Here is a 19,366-nt window from a genome sequence, read left to right as displayed (position 1 = left end):
ACACCCTGCAACCATGCCCCATCGCCTGCTCTCCCACTTTTTCTTCGCTCTGCTTTTCATAGCTTCCAGCGCTTCATGGACAGGCGCCAGCGCCCAATTCAACTCAAAACCCGATGCCCGTACCGGCAGCGTGGTCACCACGCCCCGCGTGCGTGCCGAACTCGTGGCGCACGCGCCCGAGGGCGTGGGCCCCGGCCAGCCGCTGTGGCTGGGCCTGCAAATCACCCACCAGCCCGAGTGGCACACCTACTGGAAGAACCCCGGCGACTCTGGCCTGCCCACCGAGCTGGCCTGGACGCTGCCCACCGGCCTCACGGCGGGCGACATCGCCTGGCCCGTGCCCCACACCATCCGCATCGGCACCCTTGCCAACCATGGCTACGAAGGCACGGTGCTGCTGCCCGTGCCGGTGCAGGTGGGCCCGGACTTCAAGGTGCCGCTGGCGGGCAACGGCACGCTCGATGTGCGCCTGCGCGCCACCTGGCTGGTGTGCCGCGTCGAGTGCATTCCCGAAGAGGGCGACTTCGCACTGCAGCTGCCCGTGCGCGGCTCCACCGCCCTGCACGCCGCCGCCTTCGCCCAGAGCCAGGCCGATCAGCCGCTGGCGCTGGCCGGAACGAGCCAGGTGCAGGTGCAGGGCGAGCGCCTTCAATTGCGCGTGCGCGGGCTGCCCGCCGCGGCACGCGGCCAGACGCTGGCCCTGTTCGCGGAAACGCCCGAGGTGCTAATCTCCGCCGCCGTGCCCGGCAAGAACTGGACCCAGGCCTGGGATGGCGATGCCTGGACCGCCGACCTGCCGCTGTCGCCCCAGCGCGGTGATACGCCCGAGCGCCTGCCACTGGTGCTGGCGCTCGACCAGCGCCCCGCGGACCGCGCGACCCCCCACGCCTGGCGCACCGTGGCCGATGTGAACGGCACCTGGGCCGCAGCCGCGCGCGCCAGCGTATCGCCGGCCCTCGCGGCGGCGCTGGAGGCCAACAAGACCGCCTCCCCTGCACCCGCCGCGCCCTCCCCCTCCACCCCCCCGCTGGGCACGCTACTGGCGGCGCTGGCGGGCGGGCTGCTGGGCGGCCTGCTGCTCAACCTCATGCCCTGCGTGTTTCCGGTGCTGGCCATCAAGGTGCTGGGCTTTGCGCAGCATGGCAGCAACCGGCGCGCGCAGCGCCTAGCCGGCGCTGCCTATACCGGCGGCGTGGTGCTGTCGTTCCTGGCGCTGGGCGGCCTGCTCTTGGGCCTGCGCGCAGCAGGCGAACAGCTGGGCTGGGGCTTTCAGCTGCAGTCGCCCGCCGTGGTGGCGCTGCTGGCCGCGCTGTTCACGCTGATCGGGCTCAACCTGGCGGGCCTGTTCGAGTTCGGCCAGTTCGTTCCGGGGCGCCTAGCCACGCTGCAGGCGCGCCACCCGGTGGGCGATGCGTTCCTGTCGGGCGTGCTGGCCGTGGCCATTGCCTCGCCCTGCACCGCGCCCTTCATGGGCGCCTCGCTGGGCTTTGCCGTGGGCATGCCCGCCACGCAGGCGCTGGCCGTGTTTGCCGCTTTAGGCGTGGGCATGGCCCTGCCCTACCTCGCCGCCAGCCTGGTGCCCGCCGTGGTGGGCTGGCTGCCGCGCCCCGGCCCGTGGATGGCCACCTTCCGCCACGCCATGGCTTTCCCCATGTTTGCCACCGTGGTCTGGCTGGTGTGGGTGCTGGGCCAGCAAAGCGGCATCGACGGCGCCGGCGCCCTGTTGGCGCTGCTGGTGGCGGGCAGCGCGCTGGTGTGGTCGCTCACGCTGCGCGGTCGCACGCGGGTGGTGATCGCTTCTATTTTCATAGCTGGCGGAGCATGGCTGGCAGGCGCCATCGGCCAAAACATCACCAAACCGGTAGAGAACGCCGCCCAGGTGGCCTCCGGCACTGACAGCGCTACCAATGCTTGGCAGCCGTGGTCTGCCGACCGCACGGCCGAGCTGATGGCCGCAGGCCAGCCGGTGTTTGTGGATTTCACCGCAGCCTGGTGCGTGACCTGCCAGTACAACAAGCGCACCACGCTGGCCGACAGCAGCGTGCTGGCCGATCTGGCCGCGCGCAAGGTGGCGCTGCTACGCGCCGACTGGACGCGCCGCGACCCCGCCATTACCGCCGCGCTCGCCCAGCTCGGGCGCAGCGGCGTACCGGTGTATGTGCTGTACGCGCCCGGCAAGGCGCCGCTGGTGCTGACCGAGATCCTCAGCGTGGCCGAGGTGCGGCAGGCGCTGGCTGCGCTGTAACGATCTGTCCCACGCGGCCGCCTGGTGCGGGCCATCGCCACCTACTCGCCGGGCGGCACCGCCAAGCCAGCGCACCGGCCACGCGCCCAGCGGCGTTGGCGCTGCAGCGCCGGGGCCAGCCACAGCAGCTGCACCGTGGCATAGCCCAGCAAGGCCAGCGCCAGCCCCAGCGTGGGCAGGCCCACCAGCAGCGGCGTACCCAAAGCCTGCATCCACGCGCCCAGCGCCTGCACCGAGAAGTCTCCGCCCGGTGCCACGCCAGTCCAGGCGGGCATGGGCTGTTCGCCGGGGATCACCAGCGCGCCCAGGTAAAAGGCCAGCGCATACAGCGGCACGATCGTCAGGGGGTTGGTGTAGAACGTGGCCACGCCGCCCGCCACCACATTGCCCCGCAGCCAGGCGCAGGCCAGCAGGGTGCCCGGCAGCTGCAGCGGGCCGGGGATCAGCCCGCAGAACATGCCTGCCGCCACCCCGCGCGCCAACGGCTGGCGCTGAAAGCGGAACAGCGCGCGCCGCTCCAGCCAGGGCTGCAGCCGCGCAAGCCCGGGCCGGTCTATCGTGCCGCGCACGCGGGGCTCCAGCCCGCGCAGCCAGCGGCGCAGAGTGCACAGCATCTGCATGGTGATGCCCTCTCAGACCCCGGGCGGCAAGGCCGGGGGCTTGCCGTGCGCGCTTTCGCCCGAGTTGCGCAGCGACAGCACGATGGAGCCGGCAATCAGCGAGGCCGTGACCAGCAGCGCATAGCCGATCGGGATCTTCACCAGATCGATCAGCAGCATCTTGCCGCCGATGAACACCAGCACCAAGGCCAGGCCGTAGGCCAGCAGGTGAAAGCGGTTGGCCAGGTCTGCCAGCAGGAAGTACAGCGCGCGCAGACCCAGGATGGCGAAGATGTTGGCTGTGAGCACGATGAACGGGTCGCTGGTGATCGCGAAAATGGCGGGGATGCTGTCCACCGCAAAGATGATGTCGGTGGTGCCGATCAGCACCAGCACCACGAACAGCGGGGTGTAGTGCTTGACGCCGTCGATCATGGTGGAGAGCTTTTCGCCATCGAACCGGTTGGTGATGCGCATGCGCTTTTTCAGCAGCGTGAGCACCGGGTTGGTAGCGATGTCGGGTTCCTGGCCGGCGGCAAACCACATCTTCACGCCGGTAAAGACCAGGAAGGCGCCAAACACATACAGCAGCCAGTGGAAGGTGGCCAGCAGCCAGGCGCCCACCAGGATCAGCAGCGTGCGCAGCACGATGGCGCCGATGATGCCGATGATGAGCGCGCGCTTCTGGTATTGCGGCGGCACGGCAAAGTAGCTGAACAGCATCAGGAAGACAAAGATGTTGTCCACCGACAGGCTTTTTTCCACCAGGTAGCCGGTGATGAACTGCATCGACACCGTGTTGGCCACCGCGCGGCCCTGGCTGCCATCGAGGTACCACCACAGCAGCGCCACAAACACAAAGGCCAGCGAGAACCACAGCAGGCTCCAGCGCACGGCCTCTTTCATCGTGACCTGGTGCGCGCCCTGGCGCTCCATCACCAGCAGGTCGATGGCAATGGCCACCACCACAAAGACGGCAAAGCCCGCCCACATCCACCAGGTGCCTATCGTTTCCATGCTTTTTCTCCGAAAGGGGATTCGTCCTGCCAGGCGCCCCGCCCGGCAACAACAGCCCCGCACTGTAGTGGCGCCATGGATTCATAAAAACCTGTGATATTGGTAGAATTGGTTCTGTTTTTACGAACCAATTCGGTTCTACTCTGGGAGATCTCCGTGAGCCAGAGCTTCAACTACCGCCATCTTTTCTACTTCTGGGTGGTGGCCAAGGAGGGCGGCATCGCCCGCGCCGCCGAGCGGCTGGACATGGCCGTGCAGACCATCAGCGCCCAGGTACGCGAGCTGGAAAAGGCCCTGGGCGTGAGCCTGCTGCGCACCGAGGGCCGCAGCCTGGTGCTCACCGACGCCGGCGTAGCCGCGCTGCACGAGGCGGACCACATCTTTGCCCTGGGCGAGCTGCTGCCCCAGCGCGTGCGCGAGGCCGCGTCGGGCCCCACGCTGCGGCTGAACCTGGGCATCTCCGACGGCATTGCCAAGCTGGCCGTGCACCGGCTGCTGACACCCGTGCTGGACGAGCCCCACCTGCGCCTGCTGTGCCACGAGGGCGAGTTCCAGCCCCTGCTGGGCGAGCTGGCGCTGCACAAGCTCGACGCGGTGCTGGCCGACCGCGCCGCACCACCCAACCCCGCGCTGCGCACCACCAGCCAGCTGCTGGGCACGAGCGCCATCGCCTGGTACGCGCCCCCGCTGTGGGCAGAAACGGCCACCAACAACTTCCCCCACAGCCTGGCCGTGGTACCCGTGCTGCTGCCCACCGACCATGCCGCCATGCGCGCGCGCATCGACCACTGGCTGGAGCGCGAGCGCATCCGCCCATGCATCGCCGGGGAGTTCGAGGACAGCGCCCTGCTCAGCACCTTTGCCGCCACCGGCATGGGCGTGATGCCCGCGCCGGTATCGCTGGGCGCGCACCTGGCGCAAACGCACGGACTGGTGCCCGTGGGCTCCACGCCCGATGTGCAGGAGCAGTTCCACCTGATCTACAGCGCGCGCAAGGTGATGCACCCGCTGCTGACCCGGCTGCTGGAGGCGAGCCAAGGCGGAATGCTCCTTGATTAATAGCTATTGACGCTTGTCCATATAGCGCCTGCAGCCAAAATGGCTTCAGAACTTGCCCACCGGTGCACCGGGGGCATTGCCGAGATGGTGGCATTCGAGGGACACAGCCCACGCGCCATACCAAAAAGGCCAGGTGGCGATATCCTCAAGCCCGGCAGGATCGGCACGGCCGGCACGCCACGACGCCCACCCCCATCCAACCGTCCGCCCACGCTTCGACCGTTTCATGTCCCAGCCCTCAAGTTCCTTGTGGAGCCCCCTGCGCCAGACCGCCTTCCGGGGCCTGTGGATGTGCGGCGGCGTGTTCTTTGTGGGCAACGGCATGCAGACCATGGCGGCGGCCTGGCTCATGGTGGAGCTCACGGGCTCGTCGTTTCTGGCGGCGCTGGTGCAGACGGCCGTGTTCATGCCCATGTTCCTGCTGGCGCTGCCGGCCGGCGTGCTGGCCGACACCACCGACCGCCGGCGCCTGATTGCGGGCGCGCTATTGGCCCAGACCGGCGCCTGCGCATTGCTGGCGTTGCTCACGCTGGGCGGCTGGAGCGGCCCGGCCTCGGTGCTGTTCCTCGTCTTTGTGTGCGGCTGTTGCACGGCCATGCTCACGCCCGCCTGGAATTCGTCGGTCATCGACCCGGTGCCGCGCGACGAATGGCCGCAGGCCATCACCGCCGTCAGCATTGCCTACAACGCCGCGCGCGCCGTGGGGCCCACGCTGGCGGGGCTGCTGTTTGCACTGCTCGGGGCGGGCTGGGTGTTCGCCGTCACGGTGGCGACCACGCTGGTGATGTGGAAGTCGATTCGCCGCTGGCCACCCAAAGCGCACCCGCCTTCCAAGCTGCCGGCCGAGCGCCTGTGGGGCGGCACGCTCAGCGGCCTGCGTTTTGCCTGGCATTCGCGCATGATCCTGGCGCAGCTGGTGCGCGTGACGGCCTTCGGCGCGGCGGGCTCGGCCCTGTGGGCGCTGCTGCCGGTGATTGCCCAGCGCCTGGGCACGGGCGCGCAGGGTTTTGGCCTGCTCATGGGCTGCCTGGGCACGGGCGCCGTGCTGGTGGGCCTGGTGCTGGGGCGGCTGCGGGCGCGCTTCGGCATGGAGGCCATCGTGGGCACCGGCGGCGGGGTGTTTGCCGCCGCCATGCTGGCCGCCGCGCTCACGCAGGTGGCCTGGTTCATCTACCTGTGGATGCTGCTGGCGGGCGCGGCCTGGATGTCGTCCATGTCCACCTTCAACACCGCCACCCAGGCCAGCGCGCCGCAGTGGGTGCGCTCGCGCGCCGTGGCCATGCACATGGTGGCGGCGCTGGGTGCGTTTGCCATGGGCTCGGCCTTCTGGGGTGCGGCATCCGACCTCGTCGGCCTCACGCCTACGCTGTGCCTGGCCGCCGCGCTGATGGTGGCCAGCCTGCTGCTGGCCAAGCCAATGCCGCTGCGCATGGGCGCCCTGCACGAGGTGACGCAGGCCACGCCCTGGGATGAGCTGTTCATCGAATCCGAGCCCCTGCCCGAGGCCGGCCCGGTGGCCGTGGAGGTGGGCTACCGCATTGCGCCGGGCAGCGACGCGGCCTTTCTGGACACCATCAGCCGCATGAAGGCCCCGCGCCGCCGCGACGGCGCCACCTTCTGGCGCGTGTACAAGGACCTGGGCGAGCCCTCGCGCTATGTGGAGCGCTTCATCGTCGAATCCTGGGCCGACTACCTGCACCAGCGCGCCCGCGCCACCATGGCCGACCAGGCGCTGGAGACCGAGGTGCGGGCGTTTCTGGCCCCCGGCGAAACGGCGCGCATGTCGCACTACATCGCTGAAAGATAGCTCCCTCCGAGCCGCCCGCGCGTTACAACCGGCGCGGCCCAGGCCAGTGCACCCGTGGAACTGGCTTTGCCAGGCCACCGGGTGCGTCCCCTTCCCGCAGGAGAGGGGGAAGACGCGAAGCGTCTCAGGGGGTGCCCTCCCTTCCGCCCTGCGACAATTGCGGGCATGAGCACCACCTTCGCCCCCCTGCAAAACGACACCTTCCTGCGCGCCTGCCGCCGCCAGGCCACCGACTACACCCCCCTGTGGCTGATGCGCCAGGCGGGCCGCTACCTGCCCGAATACAAAGCCACGCGCGCTCAGGCCGGCAGCTTCATGGGCCTGGCGATGAACGTGGACTTCGCCACCGAGGTCACGCTGCAGCCGCTCGAGCGCTTCCCGCTCGACGCCGCCATCCTGTTCAGCGACATCCTCACCGTGCCCGACGCCATGGGCCTGGGCCTGTCGTTCGCCGAGGGCGAGGGCCCGCGCTTTGCCAAGTCGGTGCGCGACGAGGCTGCCGTGGCCGAACTCGCCGTGCCCGACCTGGACAAGCTGCGCTACGTGTTCGACGCCGTCACCAGCATCCGCAAGGCCCTGAATGGGCGGATTCCGCTGATCGGCTTCTCTGGCAGCCCCTGGACGCTGGCCTGCTACATGGTCGAGGGCAAGGGATCGGACGACTACCGTCTGGTCAAGACGCTGATGTACAGCCGTCCCGACCTGATGCACCGCATCCTGGCCGTGAACGCCGACGCCGTGGCCGCCTACCTCAACGCCCAGATCGATGCGGGCGCCCAGGCGGTGATGATTTTTGACAGCTGGGGCGGCGTGCTGGCCGACGGCGCCTTCCAGCAGTTCAGCCTGGAATATACCCGGCGCGTGCTGGCGCAACTCCAGCGCACCGGCGTGGACGGGCAGGACGTGCCGCGCATCGTCTTCACCAAGGGCGGCGGCATCTGGCTGGACGACATGAAAGACATCGACTGCGAGGTGCTGGGCCTGGACTGGACGGCCAACCTGGGCAAGGCGCGTGCCATCGTGGGCGGCCAGGTGGGCGGCCCGGGCAAGGCGCTGCAGGGCAACATCGACCCCAACGTGCTGTTTGCGCCCCCCGCGCAGATCGTCACCCAGGTGCACGCCGTGCTCGACAGCTTTGGCAAGCCGCACACCGACCGCAGCACCACCGGCCCCACGCACATCTTCAACCTGGGCCACGGCATCAGCCAGTTCACCCCGCCCGAGCATGTGGCGGCGCTGGTCGAGGCGGTGCATGGCCATTCGCGGGCACAGCGCCAGCGCTAAAGACACCATGCTGTGGCATTCGTGCCATGGTTATGCACACAACGGGCGCAGCCACCAGGGCCACCGCATGACCGCTGCGCCCTCTTCAAGGATCTGTTGCAACGGCACAAAATAAACCTAAGTGTTTGATTTTGAATGACTTAACCAGATTGCCTTTTTTGTAGGCACCCCAGCCAGAGCGCGTCACTTCAAGGACTTGCGCGCCCAATCCCCGAGATATCAACAAAGTTATCCACAGAAATTCTGGATTTCCTGAAAATCTCCCATGAAATCAAACACTTGCACCCCAAAGTGAAGAATATTTTGAAGAGCACCCGCCCGGGGTTAGCACAAATCGGGGGCGTTTTCCCCTCTTGACGCTCCCGACCTGTACGACTTATGCACACTTGCCGTGATGCGGTGCAACAAAATGGCAGCGGCACGCATTAGCACAAAAATTGCACCAAAATTTTTTCAGATGGTTGATTCATAAGGATTTTTTGCCCATGCCTTTTTTCCGGGCAATCTGTTCCAGGCCAGCGTTCATGCGGCTTGGCAGCGCATCCGGGCAGGATGTCAACAAAGTTATCCACAGAAATCCTGGATGACCTGGCGGGCCTTGTCAAATCAAGCACTTAGCCGCTCAATCTCCACACTGCATCCACAAGCCACTGCAACCTCGCACTTTTCCGTGTCCTCGCCGTCCTGCATCGTCCACATCGCCCTTCAGACGCCCTCCCACAGCGGCGTGGGCGACCTGCTGAGCTACGCCAGTGAGCGCCCGCTCGCGCCTGGCACGCTGGTGCGCGTGCCACTGGGCAGCCGCGAGGTGCTGGGCGTGGTGTGGGATGCCGACGAGGCCACCGGCGAGCTGCCCGATGGCGCCACCCTGCGACCGATTGCCGGGGTGCTCGACGGCGTGGCGCCGCTGGCTTCGCCTTGGCGCCGCTTGGTGGCATTTGCCGCGCGTTACTACCAGCGCGCCCTGGGCGAGGTGGCCCTGGCCGCCCTGCCACCGCAGCTGCGCGACCTGCGCCCCGAGCAGCTGGCGCGCCGCCTGCGCCGCCCCGGCACGGCATCGGAGTTTTCGCAGAATGCTATTCAAAACATAGCACTTACCACGGAACAGGAAAGCGCCAGAACCCGGATTGCCTCGGAAAATGGCCCTTTCCTGCTGTTTGGCAGCACCGGCAGCGGCAAGACCGAGGTCTACCTGCGCTGCGTGCAGGAGACGCTGGAGGCCGACCCGACCGCCCAGGCGCTGGTGATGGTGCCCGAGATCAACCTCACGCCCCAGCTCGAAGAACACTTTGTGGGCCGCTTTGCCCCGCGCTTCGGAGCTGGCGCGGTGGTTTCGCTGCACAGCGGCATGACGAACCCGCAGCGCCTGAAAAGCTGGCTGGCTGCGCACAGCGGCGCGGCGCGCATCGTGCTGGGCACGCGCATGGCGGTGTTCGCCAGCCTGCCCAGGCTCCAACTCATCGTGGTTGATGAGGAGCACGACCCCAGCTACAAGCAGCAGGAGGGTGCCCGCTATTCGGCGCGCGACCTGGCCATCTGGCGCGGGCGCGAGCAGGGCGCCAAGGTGCTGCTGGGCTCGGCCACGCCGTCGCTGGAGAGCTGGCACGCCAGCGACCCTACCGTGGGCCGCTACCTGCGGCTGGAAATGCCCAGCCGCATCGGCGCCGGCGCCCTGGCCCGCGTGCGCCGTGTGGACATGAACCAGCAGCCCCGGCGCACCGTGTTCAGCGCACCGCTGCTGGCCGCCATCACCGAGCGCGTGGCGCGTGGCGAGCAGAGCATGGTCTTGCTGAACCGCCGCGGCTACGCCCCCGTGCTGCACTGCGTGGACTGCGGCTGGAAAAGCGACTGCCCGCACTGCAGCGCGCACCAGGTGTTCCACAAGACCGACCGCACCCTGCGCTGCCACCACTGTGGCTACACGGTGCGCGTGCCGTTTCACTGCCCCACCTGCGGCAGCCCCGACATTCACCCCATGGGCCGGGGCACCGAACAGCTCGAAGAACAGCTCGGCGCCCTGCTGCGCAACGTGCAGCGCCCCGACGGCAACCCCGCCCGCATCGCCCGCATCGATGCCGACACCACCAAGGCCAAGGGCGCACTCGAAGCCCAGCTGGCGCAGGTGCATGCGGGCGAAGTGGACGTGCTGGTGGGCACGCAGATGATCGCCAAGGGCCACGACTTTCGCCGCATCACGCTGGTGGCCGCCGTGCAGCCCGACGGTGCCCTGTTCAGCAGCGACTTCCGCGCGCCCGAACGGCTGTTTGCGCTGCTCATGCAGGCCGCAGGCCGTGCCGGGCGCGACGCCGCCTACATGGCCGCACAGGGCACGCAGTGCGAGATGTGGGTGCAGAGCTTTCACCCCCAGCACCCGGTGTTCGAGGCGCTGCGCACGCACGACTACCCCGCCTTTGCCGCACAGCAATTGAAAGAGCGCGAAGAGGCCGCCATGCCGCCCTTCTCGTACCAGGCCCTGGTGCGCGCCGACGCGCGCACCCAGGAGGTGGCGCAGGGCTTTCTGAGCGCCGCCACCGCCGCCGCACATACGGCCCAATTGCCCGGGCTGCCGGATGGCACCGTCATTCTGTTTCCCCCCGTGCCGCTGACCATCCAGCGCGTAGCCAATGTGGAGCGTGCGCAGATGCTGATGGAAAGCAGCAGCCGCGCCGCCCTGCAGCGCTTTCTGGCCGCCTGGCAACCCGTGCTGCAGGCCACCCGCAGCCAGCCCGCGCACAAGGGCCTGATCCGCTGGCTGGTGGATGTGGACCCGCTGGCGATTTGAAGTGTTTTTGGACTTTAGCGCTTACTACGAAAGCGCTGTAAGCTATTAAATAAATAGCATTTCGGCGTCTGGCGCAAAAGCTCTACCGAGCCCTGGGCATCCCTGTCTTTAAAACCTCAAAGAATATTAATTTAATTTTAAATACCCAATTGCGCTTATACTGCCAAGCGTTGCAGTCACGGCACCTTGTTCGGGCAGTCACCGCAACGCCTGCTCCAAGGTGCAATCCACCCTCATGCAGGCCGCCTTTTGCGACCTTTTCGCCCAGTGGGTCTGTAGAGCTGCAGCCCACCACGTCCTTTGATGCTCACGCAGGCCGATGGACAGGCCTGCGATCCTGATTGATCCAGATTTCACAGACCGCCATTTCCATGGGCCAATACGTCGTTTCGCCCGCGACACACCCGACCGACTGCGGCCGCTTTCGCGCCTCCTTTTCGGTCCATCGAACCCAGGGTAACGGCAGCTACTGCCGCGTGTTCCGTTTTGACAAACCCTTTGCCTCGCGCGAAGCCGCCCGGCTCTTTGCCATCACCCAGGGCTGGCTGCAAACGTGCATGCAGCACCCGCCCGTGTGCTGATGGCCTGCGCATCGCAAATTCCATCCGCCCTTTCCGGTTGCTGCGGGCTCCCAGTCCGTACACCCGTTTCCCAACGGTGCGCTATCCGTTGCGCGCCATTATTCAGAAAGGCTCTTTCATGAGCAGCAAAATCTACGTGGGCAACCTGCCCTACTCCGTGACCGATTCCACCCTGGAAAGCAACTTTTCCGAGTTTGGTGGTGTGTCCTCCGCCAAGGTCATGATGGACCGCGAAACCGGTCGCTCCAAAGGCTTCGGCTTTGTGGAAATGGCTTCTGCCGAAGTCGCCCAGGCCGCCATCACGGCACTGCACGGCATGTCCGTGGATGGCCGCTCGATCGTCGTGAACATGGCACGCCCCCGCGAAGCAGGTGGCGGCTCGGGTGGTTACGGTGCGGGTGGTTACAGCGCGGCCAACCGCTCGGACGTTGGCTATGGCACGGGTGGCTATGGCGGCGGTCGTTACTGATCCAGGTAACTCTCAGCGAAAGACCGGCTCTCTTGGGTCGGTTTTTTTCGTCCCGACTAAGGCTCACAGAAGAATAGTGGTGTTTTAAGACCAAAGCGCTTATGGGATAAGCGCTACAGGCTATCAAAAAGCAATCAGGTCAGCAGCGCCACTGCCCCAGAAAAGCTCAGAAACGCCAGCGCCGTGGACACCAGGATGATCCGCGCGATGCGGCCGTTGTGGGCGCCGAAGCGCTCGGCCAGCAGCGAGACATTGCTGGCGCTGGGCAACGCGGCCAGCAGCACCAGCACGGTGAGCGCAAACGGCGACAGCGGCACACCCAGGGCGATGGCCGTCCGGCCCACGCCCCACACCAGCAGCGGGTGCACCAGCAGCTTGGCCAGGGCAATGGGCACGTAGTCACGCACCGGCACCTGTTCGTGCTGGTTCATCTGCGAGCGCGCCAGCACGGCGCCGATGGTGAACAGCGCCACGGGCGAGGCGGCGTCGGCCAGCATGGCCACGGTTTTTTCCACCGGACCGGGCAAGCTGAACTGCAGGGCCGACGCCAGCGCGCCCAGCGCAATCGACCAGGGCATGGGGTTGGTGGCCATGCCCCTGAAGGCGTTGCGCAAGGCCACACCCACGCCGTGGGTGCCCGCGCCGTCGAGGCGCGACAGCGCAATGCACAGCGAGCTGGTGATGACCATGTCCACCACGAGGGTGACGATGACCGGGCCCGCGCTTTGCGCCCCCAGCAGCGCCACCAGCAGGGGCACACCCATGAAGCCGGTGTTGGGAAAAGCCGCCACCAGGGCGCCAAAGGCGGCGTCGTTCCAGCCGATGCGGGCATTGCGCGTGAGGGCCACCGTGCCGCCCACCATAACCAGCGCGCACAGCAGGTACACGCCGGCCACGGCCGGGTCGAGCAGTTGCCCGATGGGCGTGCTGGCGCCAAAGCGGTACAGCATGCAGGGCAGCGCAAAGTACAGCACGAAGGCGTTGAGCCCCGGGATGGCGGGCTGCGGCAGCACGCCGCTGCGCGCGGCCAGATAGCCGCAGAGCACGAGCGCAAAGAAAGGAAAGGTAACAAGCAGAACAGACAGCACGGCGGGGATTCTCGCAGGCGCAGGCTTTGCCGCCGCTGCTTCGCCATGTGAAATTTATTGCACCCCACCGCCACCGCGCCGGGCGGACCATGCCCGCCCCCGGCTCTGTATCATTGCGCGCTCCGCGTCGTCCGCCCGCTGCACTTTCCCCGTTTTCCCCCGTCTTTCCCCCGCCCCTCCATGTCCGCCGGCCTCAATCTCGCCCAGCTTCAGGCTGTCCATTACACCGAAGGCCCCTGCCTGGTACTGGCCGGTGCGGGCTCGGGCAAGACGCGGGTGATCACGCACAAGATCGCCCACATGATCGAGCGCGGCACGGAGCCCCGGCGCATCGCCGCCATCACCTTCACCAACAAGGCCGCCGCCGAAATGCGCGAGCGGGCCAAGGGCCTCATCGGCCGCCGGGCCAAGGATGTGCTGGTGTGCACCTTCCACGCCCTGGGCGTGCGCATGGTGCGCGAGGACGGCGCGGTGCTGGGCCTCAAGCCCCAGTTCAGCATCATGGATGCCGACGACGTGGCCGGCATCCTGAAAGATGCCGCCGGCGGCACCACCGACCTGGCCACGGCGCGCCAGTGGCAGTGGACCATCAGCAAGTGGAAGAACATGGGGCTCGATGCCGCGCAGGCCCTGGCCCAGGCGGCCGACGACAACGAGCGCAGCATTGCCGTGGTGATGGCGCGCTACGAAGAGCGCCTGGCGGCCTACCAGAGCGTGGACTTCGACGACCTGATCGGCATGCCACTCAGGCTGCTGCGCGACTTCCCGGAGGTGCGCGCCAAGTGGCAGGCGGCCCTGGCCCATGTGCTGGTCGATGAGTACCAGGACACCAATGCCACGCAATACGAGCTTTTGAAGCTGCTGGTGGGCGAACGCGGCCATTTCACCGCCGTGGGCGACGATGACCAATCCATCTACGGCTGGCGCGGCGCCACGCTCGACAACCTCCGAAAACTGCCGCTGGACTATCCCACACTCCAGGTCATCAAGCTGGAGCAGAACTACCGCTCCACCAGCGCCATCCTGCGCGCGGCCAACAACGTGATCGGGCCCAACCCCAAGCTGTTTCCCAAAACGCTGTTCAGCGAACTGGGCGAGGGCGAACCCGTGCGCGTGGTCGATGCCGACACCGAAGAGCACGAGGCCGACCGCGCCGTGGCCCGCATCCAGAGCCTGCGCGCCGCCGCCAACCCGCCGCCGGACTGGAAGAGCTTTGCCATCCTGTACCGCGCCAACCACCAGGCCAAGCCGTTCGAGAAAGCGCTGCGCAAGGCCAGCATTCCATACAAGGTGTCGGGCGGCACGAGCTTTTTCGACCGCGCCGAGATCAAGGACTTGTGCGCCTGGTTTCGCCTGTGGATCAACAACGACGACGACCCGGCATTTCTGCGCGCCATCGGCAGCCCCAAGCGCGGCATCGGCCACACCACGCTGGCGGCCCTGGGCGCGTTTGCCACGCAGCACAAGCAGAGCATGTTTGGCGCGCTGTTCAATGGCATGCTGCCGGCGGCCGTGCCCAAGCGCGCGCTCGATGGCCTGCACGAGTTCGGCCGCTACATCAACGACCTGGAGCACCGCGCCCGCCACACGCACGGCGCCGAGAATGCGCGCACCTTTCTGACCGACTGGCTCCAGGAAATCGGCTACGAGCAGCACCTGTACGACGGTGAAGACAGCGAAAAGGTGGCCGCCGCCCGCTGGAGCAATGTGCTGGAGTTCTGCGACTGGATGGCCCAGCGCGCGGGCGGCCAGATCGACGACACGGCAGGCGCCGTGGTGGCCAAGGAGACGAAAAGCCTGCTGGAGGTGTCGCAGACCATTGCGCTGCTGTCCACCATCTCCGAGCGCGAGCAGGAGCAGGACATGGTCACGCTGTCGACCCTGCACGCCAGCAAGGGACTGGAGTGGCCGCATGTGGTGCTGGTCGGCGTGACCGAGGGCATGCTGCCCTTCAAGCTCGACGACGACGAAGGCCGCCAGCTGCAAGTGGCCGATGACACCCTGCAGCGCCTGCAGGAAGAGCGCCGCCTGATGTATGTGGGCATCACCCGCGCCCAGCGCACGCTGGCCGTGAGCTGGACCAAAAAACGCAAGAAGGGCCGCGAGATGGTGGCCGCGCGCCCCAGCCGCTTCATTGCCGAGATGGGCCTGGACAAAGCCACCACGCGCGAGGACCCGCGCGAGAAACTCAAGGCCCTGCGCGCCGAGTTTGCCGCCAAGGCACAGGCCGCCAGTGCCGCCAACGCGGTGCCCAGCGCATGACACCACGCACCCCAAACCCCAGAACATGGCCCACACCCCGGCCTGTGATTGCTTACATTTTGATAGCTATCAGCGCTTTTCCTACAAGCGCCACAGGCCAAAATGATCCAAAATCCACCACCGCTTGCCCGGCTGCGGCTGACCTGAATCACCAACACCTGCAAGGCCGCTGGCACGCCACGCTGCAGCCTGCCGCACCCGATGCAGCGCCAGCACCCGCCACCACGGCCGTGTTGCAGCTGGGCCCCCATCCCGAGCTGGCCGAGAGCGTGCGCGGCACCGTGCAGCGCGGCGACGCCAGTGCGCAGCTCAGCGGCGATGTGGATGCGGGCGAGCTGGCCCTGGAAGAATCGATCAACGGCACCAACATCAGCGCCACCTGGACCGGCCAGGTGGTCGATGGCAGTTGTGGCAAGGAAATACGCGGAACATGGAACAACGTCCACCCCACCCTCTCCCTTGCTTTCGTGCTGCGCAAGCAGCCGGGTTGGCAATGAGCGCGCGCCACGGCGCCGCCCTGGTGCTGGCACTGCTGGCCCCTGCCGGGGCCGCCCTGGCACAGGCCGCACCCACCCCCGGGAGCGCCGCCGCCCCGGCACCCACCGGCACCGACAGCGCCTGGCGCCGGTGCGCCGCCCTGGGCAACGACAGCCCGGCCCGCCTGGCCTGCTTCGACCAGTGGGCCGGCCAGCAGGACTGGCAGGCACCCGCGGCATCGGCTGCGGCCAGCACAGAGGGCGCAGCCGCCCCTGCGACGGTGCCGCTGCCGGTGGACACCCGGCTGCCGGCCACGCGCATCATCGACGTGGCCCAGACCGAAGGCTGCCGCGACACGCAGTACAGCGACCTCTCGCGCTTTTGGGAACTGGAGTCGGGCAGCAACTGCGGCACCTTCGGATTTCGCGGCTACCGGCCGCTGTCGGTGTCGGTGGTGGCAAGCAGCAATGTGAACCGCCAACCCAGCTCGGACGCCGACGGCCGCACCGCGACAGAATTCACCCCCTACCAGCGCACCGAAAACCGCATCCAGCTGTCGGTGCGCACCAAGATCGCCCAGAGCCTGCTCACCCAGGGTCACCCCACGCTCAAGGATTCGCTGTGGTTTGGCTACACGCAGCAGTCGTACTGGCAGCTGTTCAGCCCCGGCATCTCGCGCCCCTTCCGCACCACCGACCATGAGCCGGAGGTGATGTACGTCTACCCCACCGACGCCCGGCTGCCCTTTGGCTGGCGCTGGCGCTACAGCGGCGCCGGCCTGGTGCACCAGTCCAACGGCCAAAGCAACCCCTTGTCGCGCAGCTGGAACCGCGTCTACCTCATGACCGGCATGGAGCTGGACAACCGCTGGAACATCCAGGCGCGCGTATGGAAACGCCTGTCCGAAAACAGCCCCGACGACGACAACCCCGGCATCAGCGACTACATCGGCCGGGGCGAGGTGAAGGCGTTCTGGAACCTGGACAAGGACAACACCCTGGGCGCCACGCTGCGCCACTCGCTGGCCAGCAACGGGCGCGGCTCGGCCCGGCTGGAATGGCTGCAAACCCTGGGCTCCGGCCTGGGCAGCAGCAAGAGCAACCTGCGCCTGCACACCCAGCTGTTCAGTGGCTACGGCGACAGCATGATCGACTACAACAAGAAGCGCACGGTGTTCAGCCTGGGGCTGAGCCTGGTCGACTTCTAGCGTATATCTCCAGTCGTGTGCCAACAACACCCACCGGCGCCCGCGCGCGGCGGGCCCGCAAGGCCAGGCCGCTTCGCAAGGCGGCCTGAAGCCAGCCGTCACCACCCACCAAGGCCGCCTCTGCAGCTCAGGCGGTGACGTCTGCAGCACCATCCGCGTCATCCTCCTGCTCCGGCACCTCCGGGTGCTTCACGATGGTCACCGGCACCGGGCTGGCATGGGCCAGTTCCTGCGACACCGATCCCAGCAGCGCGCTGCTGATGGCCCCCTGGCCGCGCGCACCGATGGCGACCATGTCGCAACCAGAGCTTTCGATGATGTCCACCAGCACATGCGCCGGGTCGCCCACGCCCACGGCGGTTTCCCAGGCCAGGCCGGCCGCCTGCAGCAACGCGCGGGCCGGGGCCATCAGGTGCTCGCCGGCCTCCACGCTGGCGGCGGCAATCAGGTCGGGGTCGCGCGACACCACCAGCTCGTACAGCGACGCGGGCTCTTGCACATTGGCCAGCACCACGCTGGCGCGCAGACCATCCTGCACCAGCCGCAGCACATGGTGCACGGCATCAAGCGACAGGGCCGAGCCATCCACGGCAATCAGAATCTTGAGCATGGCAAGCACTCCTTTTTATTGAACCATCCAGACCAGTGTAGCGGCGCCCTGGCAGTGCGCGGGGCACGCAGGGGGAAGATGGCCCATCTGGGACAATCGCGCCCATGCTCCAGTTTGACCTTCTTAAAACCGACCCCACCAGCCACGCCCGCCGCGGCACGCTCACGCTCAACCACGGCGTGGTGCAAACCCCCATCTTCATGCCCGTGGGCACCTACGGCACCGTCAAGGGCGTGATGCCGCAAAGCCTGCACGACATGGGCGCGCAGATCATCCTGGGCAACACCTTCCACCTGTGGATGCGCCCCGGCCAGGAGGTCATGCAAAGCTTTGGCGGCCTGCATGGCTTTGAGAAGTGGGACAAGCCCATCCTCACCGACTCAGGCGGTTTTCAGGTCTGGAGCCTGGGCGCCATGCGCAAGATCACCGAAGAGGGCGTGCACTTTGCTTCTCCCGTCAACGGCGACAAGCTCTTCATGTCGCCCGAGGTGAGCATGCAGATCCAGACCACGCTCAACAGCGACATCGTGATGCAGCTCGACGAGTGCACGCCGTATGAAACCAAGGGCCACCTCACCACCGAGGCCGAGGCGCGCAAGAGCATGGAGATGAGCCTGCGCTGGGCCCTGCGCAGCAAAGATGAATTTGCGCGCCTGAACAACCCCAATGCCCTCTTTGGCATCGTGCAGGGCGGCATGTACGAGAACCTGCGCGCCGAGTCGCTGGAGCGCCTGGTGGAGATGGATTTCCCCGGCTACGCCGTGGGCGGCGTGAGCGTGGGCGAACCCAAGGACGAGATGCTGCGCATCATGGCGCACACGCCGCACCTGCTGCCCGCCCACAAGCCGCGCTACCTGATGGGTGTGGGCACGCCCGAAGACCTGGTCGAAGGCGTGGCGCAGGGCGTGGACATGTTTGACTGCGTGATGCCCACGCGCAATGCGCGCAACGGCACGCTGTTCACGCGCTTTGGCGACCTCAAAATTCGCAACGCCCGCCACAAGACCGACCACCAGCCGCTCGACACCACCTGCAGCTGCCATGCCTGCGCCGGAAAATCGGGCGTGCCATGGAGCCAGGGCGGTCGCGAGGGTTTCAGCCGCGCCTACCTGCACCACCTGGACCGCTGTGGCGAAATGCTCGGCCCCATGCTCACCACCATCCACAACCTGCACTACTACCTGAACCTGATGCGCGAAGTGCGGGGCGCGCTGGAGGCCGGGCAGTTTGCGCAGTTCCGGGCGCAGTTCAAGGCAGACCGGGCGCGGGGCGTGTGAGGATGCAAAGCACGCGACTGCGCGCGCACTTGGTCAATTGCTATTTTTCCTATAGCTGCTTGCGATTACCCCATAAGCGCAAGAGCCACTTTGCACCCTGATCCCACCGCAGCACTGTTGCCAGTGCCCCGAACAAACTGCCACACACTGGTGGCAGGTGTCTGCTGGGGCGCACGGCGGTGTGTGCCAGCGCAGATCAGTCGCGCAGATCCGGCGGCAGCGTGCCGCCGTTGGCGGCGATGCTGCGCATCACCTGCTTGTGCAGGCCGATGTTCCAGGCGGCCGATCCGGGTTCGTCGCTGCCGCTGTACAGCAGCTCGCCGGCCAGCTCCTTGCGCGCGGACAGGCTGCTGTCCAGGCCCAGCAGCTTGAGCAGATCGACGATGGAGGTGCGCCAGTTCAGCCCGTTCGCGCCGGGCATGGCGTCCAGGATGGGGGCCACGTCACCCAGCGGGATGGACGCCGGCGCGGCAGGTGCAGCAGGCGCGCCAGCCTCGACCGGGGCTGGCGGCGCAACAACGACCTCGGCGGCGTTGGCCGACGGGAAGATCTTGGAAAAGATGTTGGAAAAGAAACCCATGGCTGTGCTCCCAAGGTGGCGT

General features: G+C 67.1%; 16 protein-coding genes. 11 read left to right on the top strand and 5 right to left on the bottom strand.

Features of this window, described 5'->3' with window-relative positions; all coding sequences use genetic code 11:
• The first annotated feature begins 13 nt into the window (after positions 1-13).
• Entirely contained in the window at positions 14-2,245 is a 2,232-nt protein-coding gene (locus AC1Q5S_RS06095) for a protein-disulfide reductase DsbD family protein (RefSeq protein WP_492238521.1), read from the top strand.
• Between the two features lie 41 nt (positions 2,246-2,286).
• Here AC1Q5S_RS06095 and AC1Q5S_RS06090 read toward each other — a convergent pair whose 3' ends face one another.
• A complete protein-coding gene (locus AC1Q5S_RS06090; protein WP_303833009.1) occupies positions 2,287-2,865 on the bottom strand; it encodes a DUF2062 domain-containing protein in 579 nt (192 codons plus the stop codon).
• Positions 2,866-2,877: 12 nt separating this feature from the next.
• On the bottom strand, positions 2,878-3,861 hold the full coding sequence (locus tag AC1Q5S_RS06085) for a TerC family protein (RefSeq protein ID WP_303833008.1): 984 nt from the start codon (positions 3,859-3,861) through the stop codon (positions 2,878-2,880).
• 156 nt (positions 3,862-4,017) lie between these two features.
• On the opposite strand from AC1Q5S_RS06085, the gene AC1Q5S_RS06080 reads away from it, so the two are divergent.
• From AC1Q5S_RS06080 to rbp, 6 genes are all read left to right on the top strand, one after another.
• On the top strand, positions 4,018-4,920 hold the full coding sequence (locus tag AC1Q5S_RS06080) for a LysR family transcriptional regulator (RefSeq protein ID WP_303833007.1): 903 nt from the start codon (positions 4,018-4,020) through the stop codon (positions 4,918-4,920).
• A 226-nt stretch (positions 4,921-5,146) separates the two neighbouring features.
• The gene (locus AC1Q5S_RS06075) at positions 5,147-6,727 is read left to right on the top strand and encodes an MFS transporter (RefSeq protein WP_303833006.1); all 1,581 of its coding nucleotides are present in this window, start codon (positions 5,147-5,149) and stop codon (positions 6,725-6,727) included.
• A gap of 165 nt (positions 6,728-6,892) precedes the next feature.
• The gene (hemE, locus tag AC1Q5S_RS06070; RefSeq protein WP_492238520.1) at positions 6,893-8,011 is read left to right on the top strand and encodes a uroporphyrinogen decarboxylase; all 1,119 of its coding nucleotides are present in this window, start codon (positions 6,893-6,895) and stop codon (positions 8,009-8,011) included.
• A gap of 670 nt (positions 8,012-8,681) precedes the next feature.
• Positions 8,682-10,793 carry a replication restart helicase PriA gene (priA, locus tag AC1Q5S_RS06065; protein ID WP_303833003.1) on the top strand — a complete coding sequence of 704 codons (2,112 nt, stop codon included), beginning with the start codon at positions 8,682-8,684 and terminating at the stop codon, positions 10,791-10,793.
• Positions 10,794-11,164: 371 nt separating this feature from the next.
• A complete protein-coding gene (locus AC1Q5S_RS06060) occupies positions 11,165-11,374 on the top strand; it encodes a hypothetical protein (protein ID WP_492238519.1) in 210 nt (69 codons plus the stop codon).
• Positions 11,375-11,492: 118 nt separating this feature from the next.
• The gene (gene rbp / locus AC1Q5S_RS06055) at positions 11,493-11,843 is read left to right on the top strand and encodes an RNA-binding regulator (RefSeq protein ID WP_303833001.1); all 351 of its coding nucleotides are present in this window, start codon (positions 11,493-11,495) and stop codon (positions 11,841-11,843) included.
• Between the two features lie 134 nt (positions 11,844-11,977).
• Here rbp and AC1Q5S_RS06050 read toward each other — a convergent pair whose 3' ends face one another.
• Positions 11,978-12,931: an AEC family transporter gene (locus tag AC1Q5S_RS06050; RefSeq protein WP_492238518.1), complete on the bottom strand. Its 954-nt coding sequence runs from the start codon at positions 12,929-12,931 to the stop codon at positions 11,978-11,980.
• 180 nt (positions 12,932-13,111) lie between these two features.
• Here AC1Q5S_RS06050 and AC1Q5S_RS06045 point away from each other — a divergent pair, with 180 nt between their 5' ends.
• Genes AC1Q5S_RS06045 through AC1Q5S_RS06035 form a run of 3 tightly spaced genes read left to right on the top strand, consistent with a single transcriptional unit; the run spans position 13,112 to position 16,877 of the window.
• Positions 13,112-15,193 (top strand): ATP-dependent helicase, encoded by a 2,082-nt coding sequence (locus AC1Q5S_RS06045; RefSeq protein WP_303832999.1) that lies wholly within the window; start codon positions 13,112-13,114, stop codon positions 15,191-15,193.
• Between the two features lie 44 nt (positions 15,194-15,237).
• Positions 15,238-15,690 (top strand): hypothetical protein, encoded by a 453-nt coding sequence (locus tag AC1Q5S_RS06040; RefSeq protein WP_303832998.1) that lies wholly within the window; start codon positions 15,238-15,240, stop codon positions 15,688-15,690.
• Positions 15,687-16,877: a phospholipase A gene (locus AC1Q5S_RS06035; protein ID WP_492238517.1), complete on the top strand. Its 1,191-nt coding sequence runs from the start codon at positions 15,687-15,689 to the stop codon at positions 16,875-16,877. The genes AC1Q5S_RS06040 and AC1Q5S_RS06035 overlap by 4 nt, the downstream gene beginning before the upstream one ends.
• Positions 16,878-17,004: 127 nt before the next feature.
• On the opposite strand, the gene AC1Q5S_RS06030 is transcribed toward AC1Q5S_RS06035, so the two are convergent.
• On the bottom strand, positions 17,005-17,487 hold the full coding sequence (locus AC1Q5S_RS06030; RefSeq protein ID WP_492238516.1) for a universal stress protein: 483 nt from the start codon (positions 17,485-17,487) through the stop codon (positions 17,005-17,007).
• Between the two features lie 104 nt (positions 17,488-17,591).
• Between AC1Q5S_RS06030 and tgt the strand changes: the two genes are divergently transcribed.
• Positions 17,592-18,764, top strand: coding sequence for a tRNA guanosine(34) transglycosylase Tgt (gene tgt / locus AC1Q5S_RS06025; protein ID WP_303832994.1), 1,173 nt, complete (start codon positions 17,592-17,594; stop codon positions 18,762-18,764).
• A gap of 196 nt (positions 18,765-18,960) precedes the next feature.
• On the opposite strand, the gene AC1Q5S_RS06020 is transcribed toward tgt, so the two are convergent.
• Positions 18,961-19,344, bottom strand: coding sequence for a DUF3597 domain-containing protein (locus AC1Q5S_RS06020; protein WP_492238515.1), 384 nt, complete (start codon positions 19,342-19,344; stop codon positions 18,961-18,963).
• Positions 19,345-19,366: the final 22 nt, after the last annotated feature.

The sequence above is a fragment of the Acidovorax sp. GW835-FHT14B10 genome, from assembly GCF_058793725.1.
This window is presented reverse-complemented; position numbering and strand designations above follow the sequence as displayed.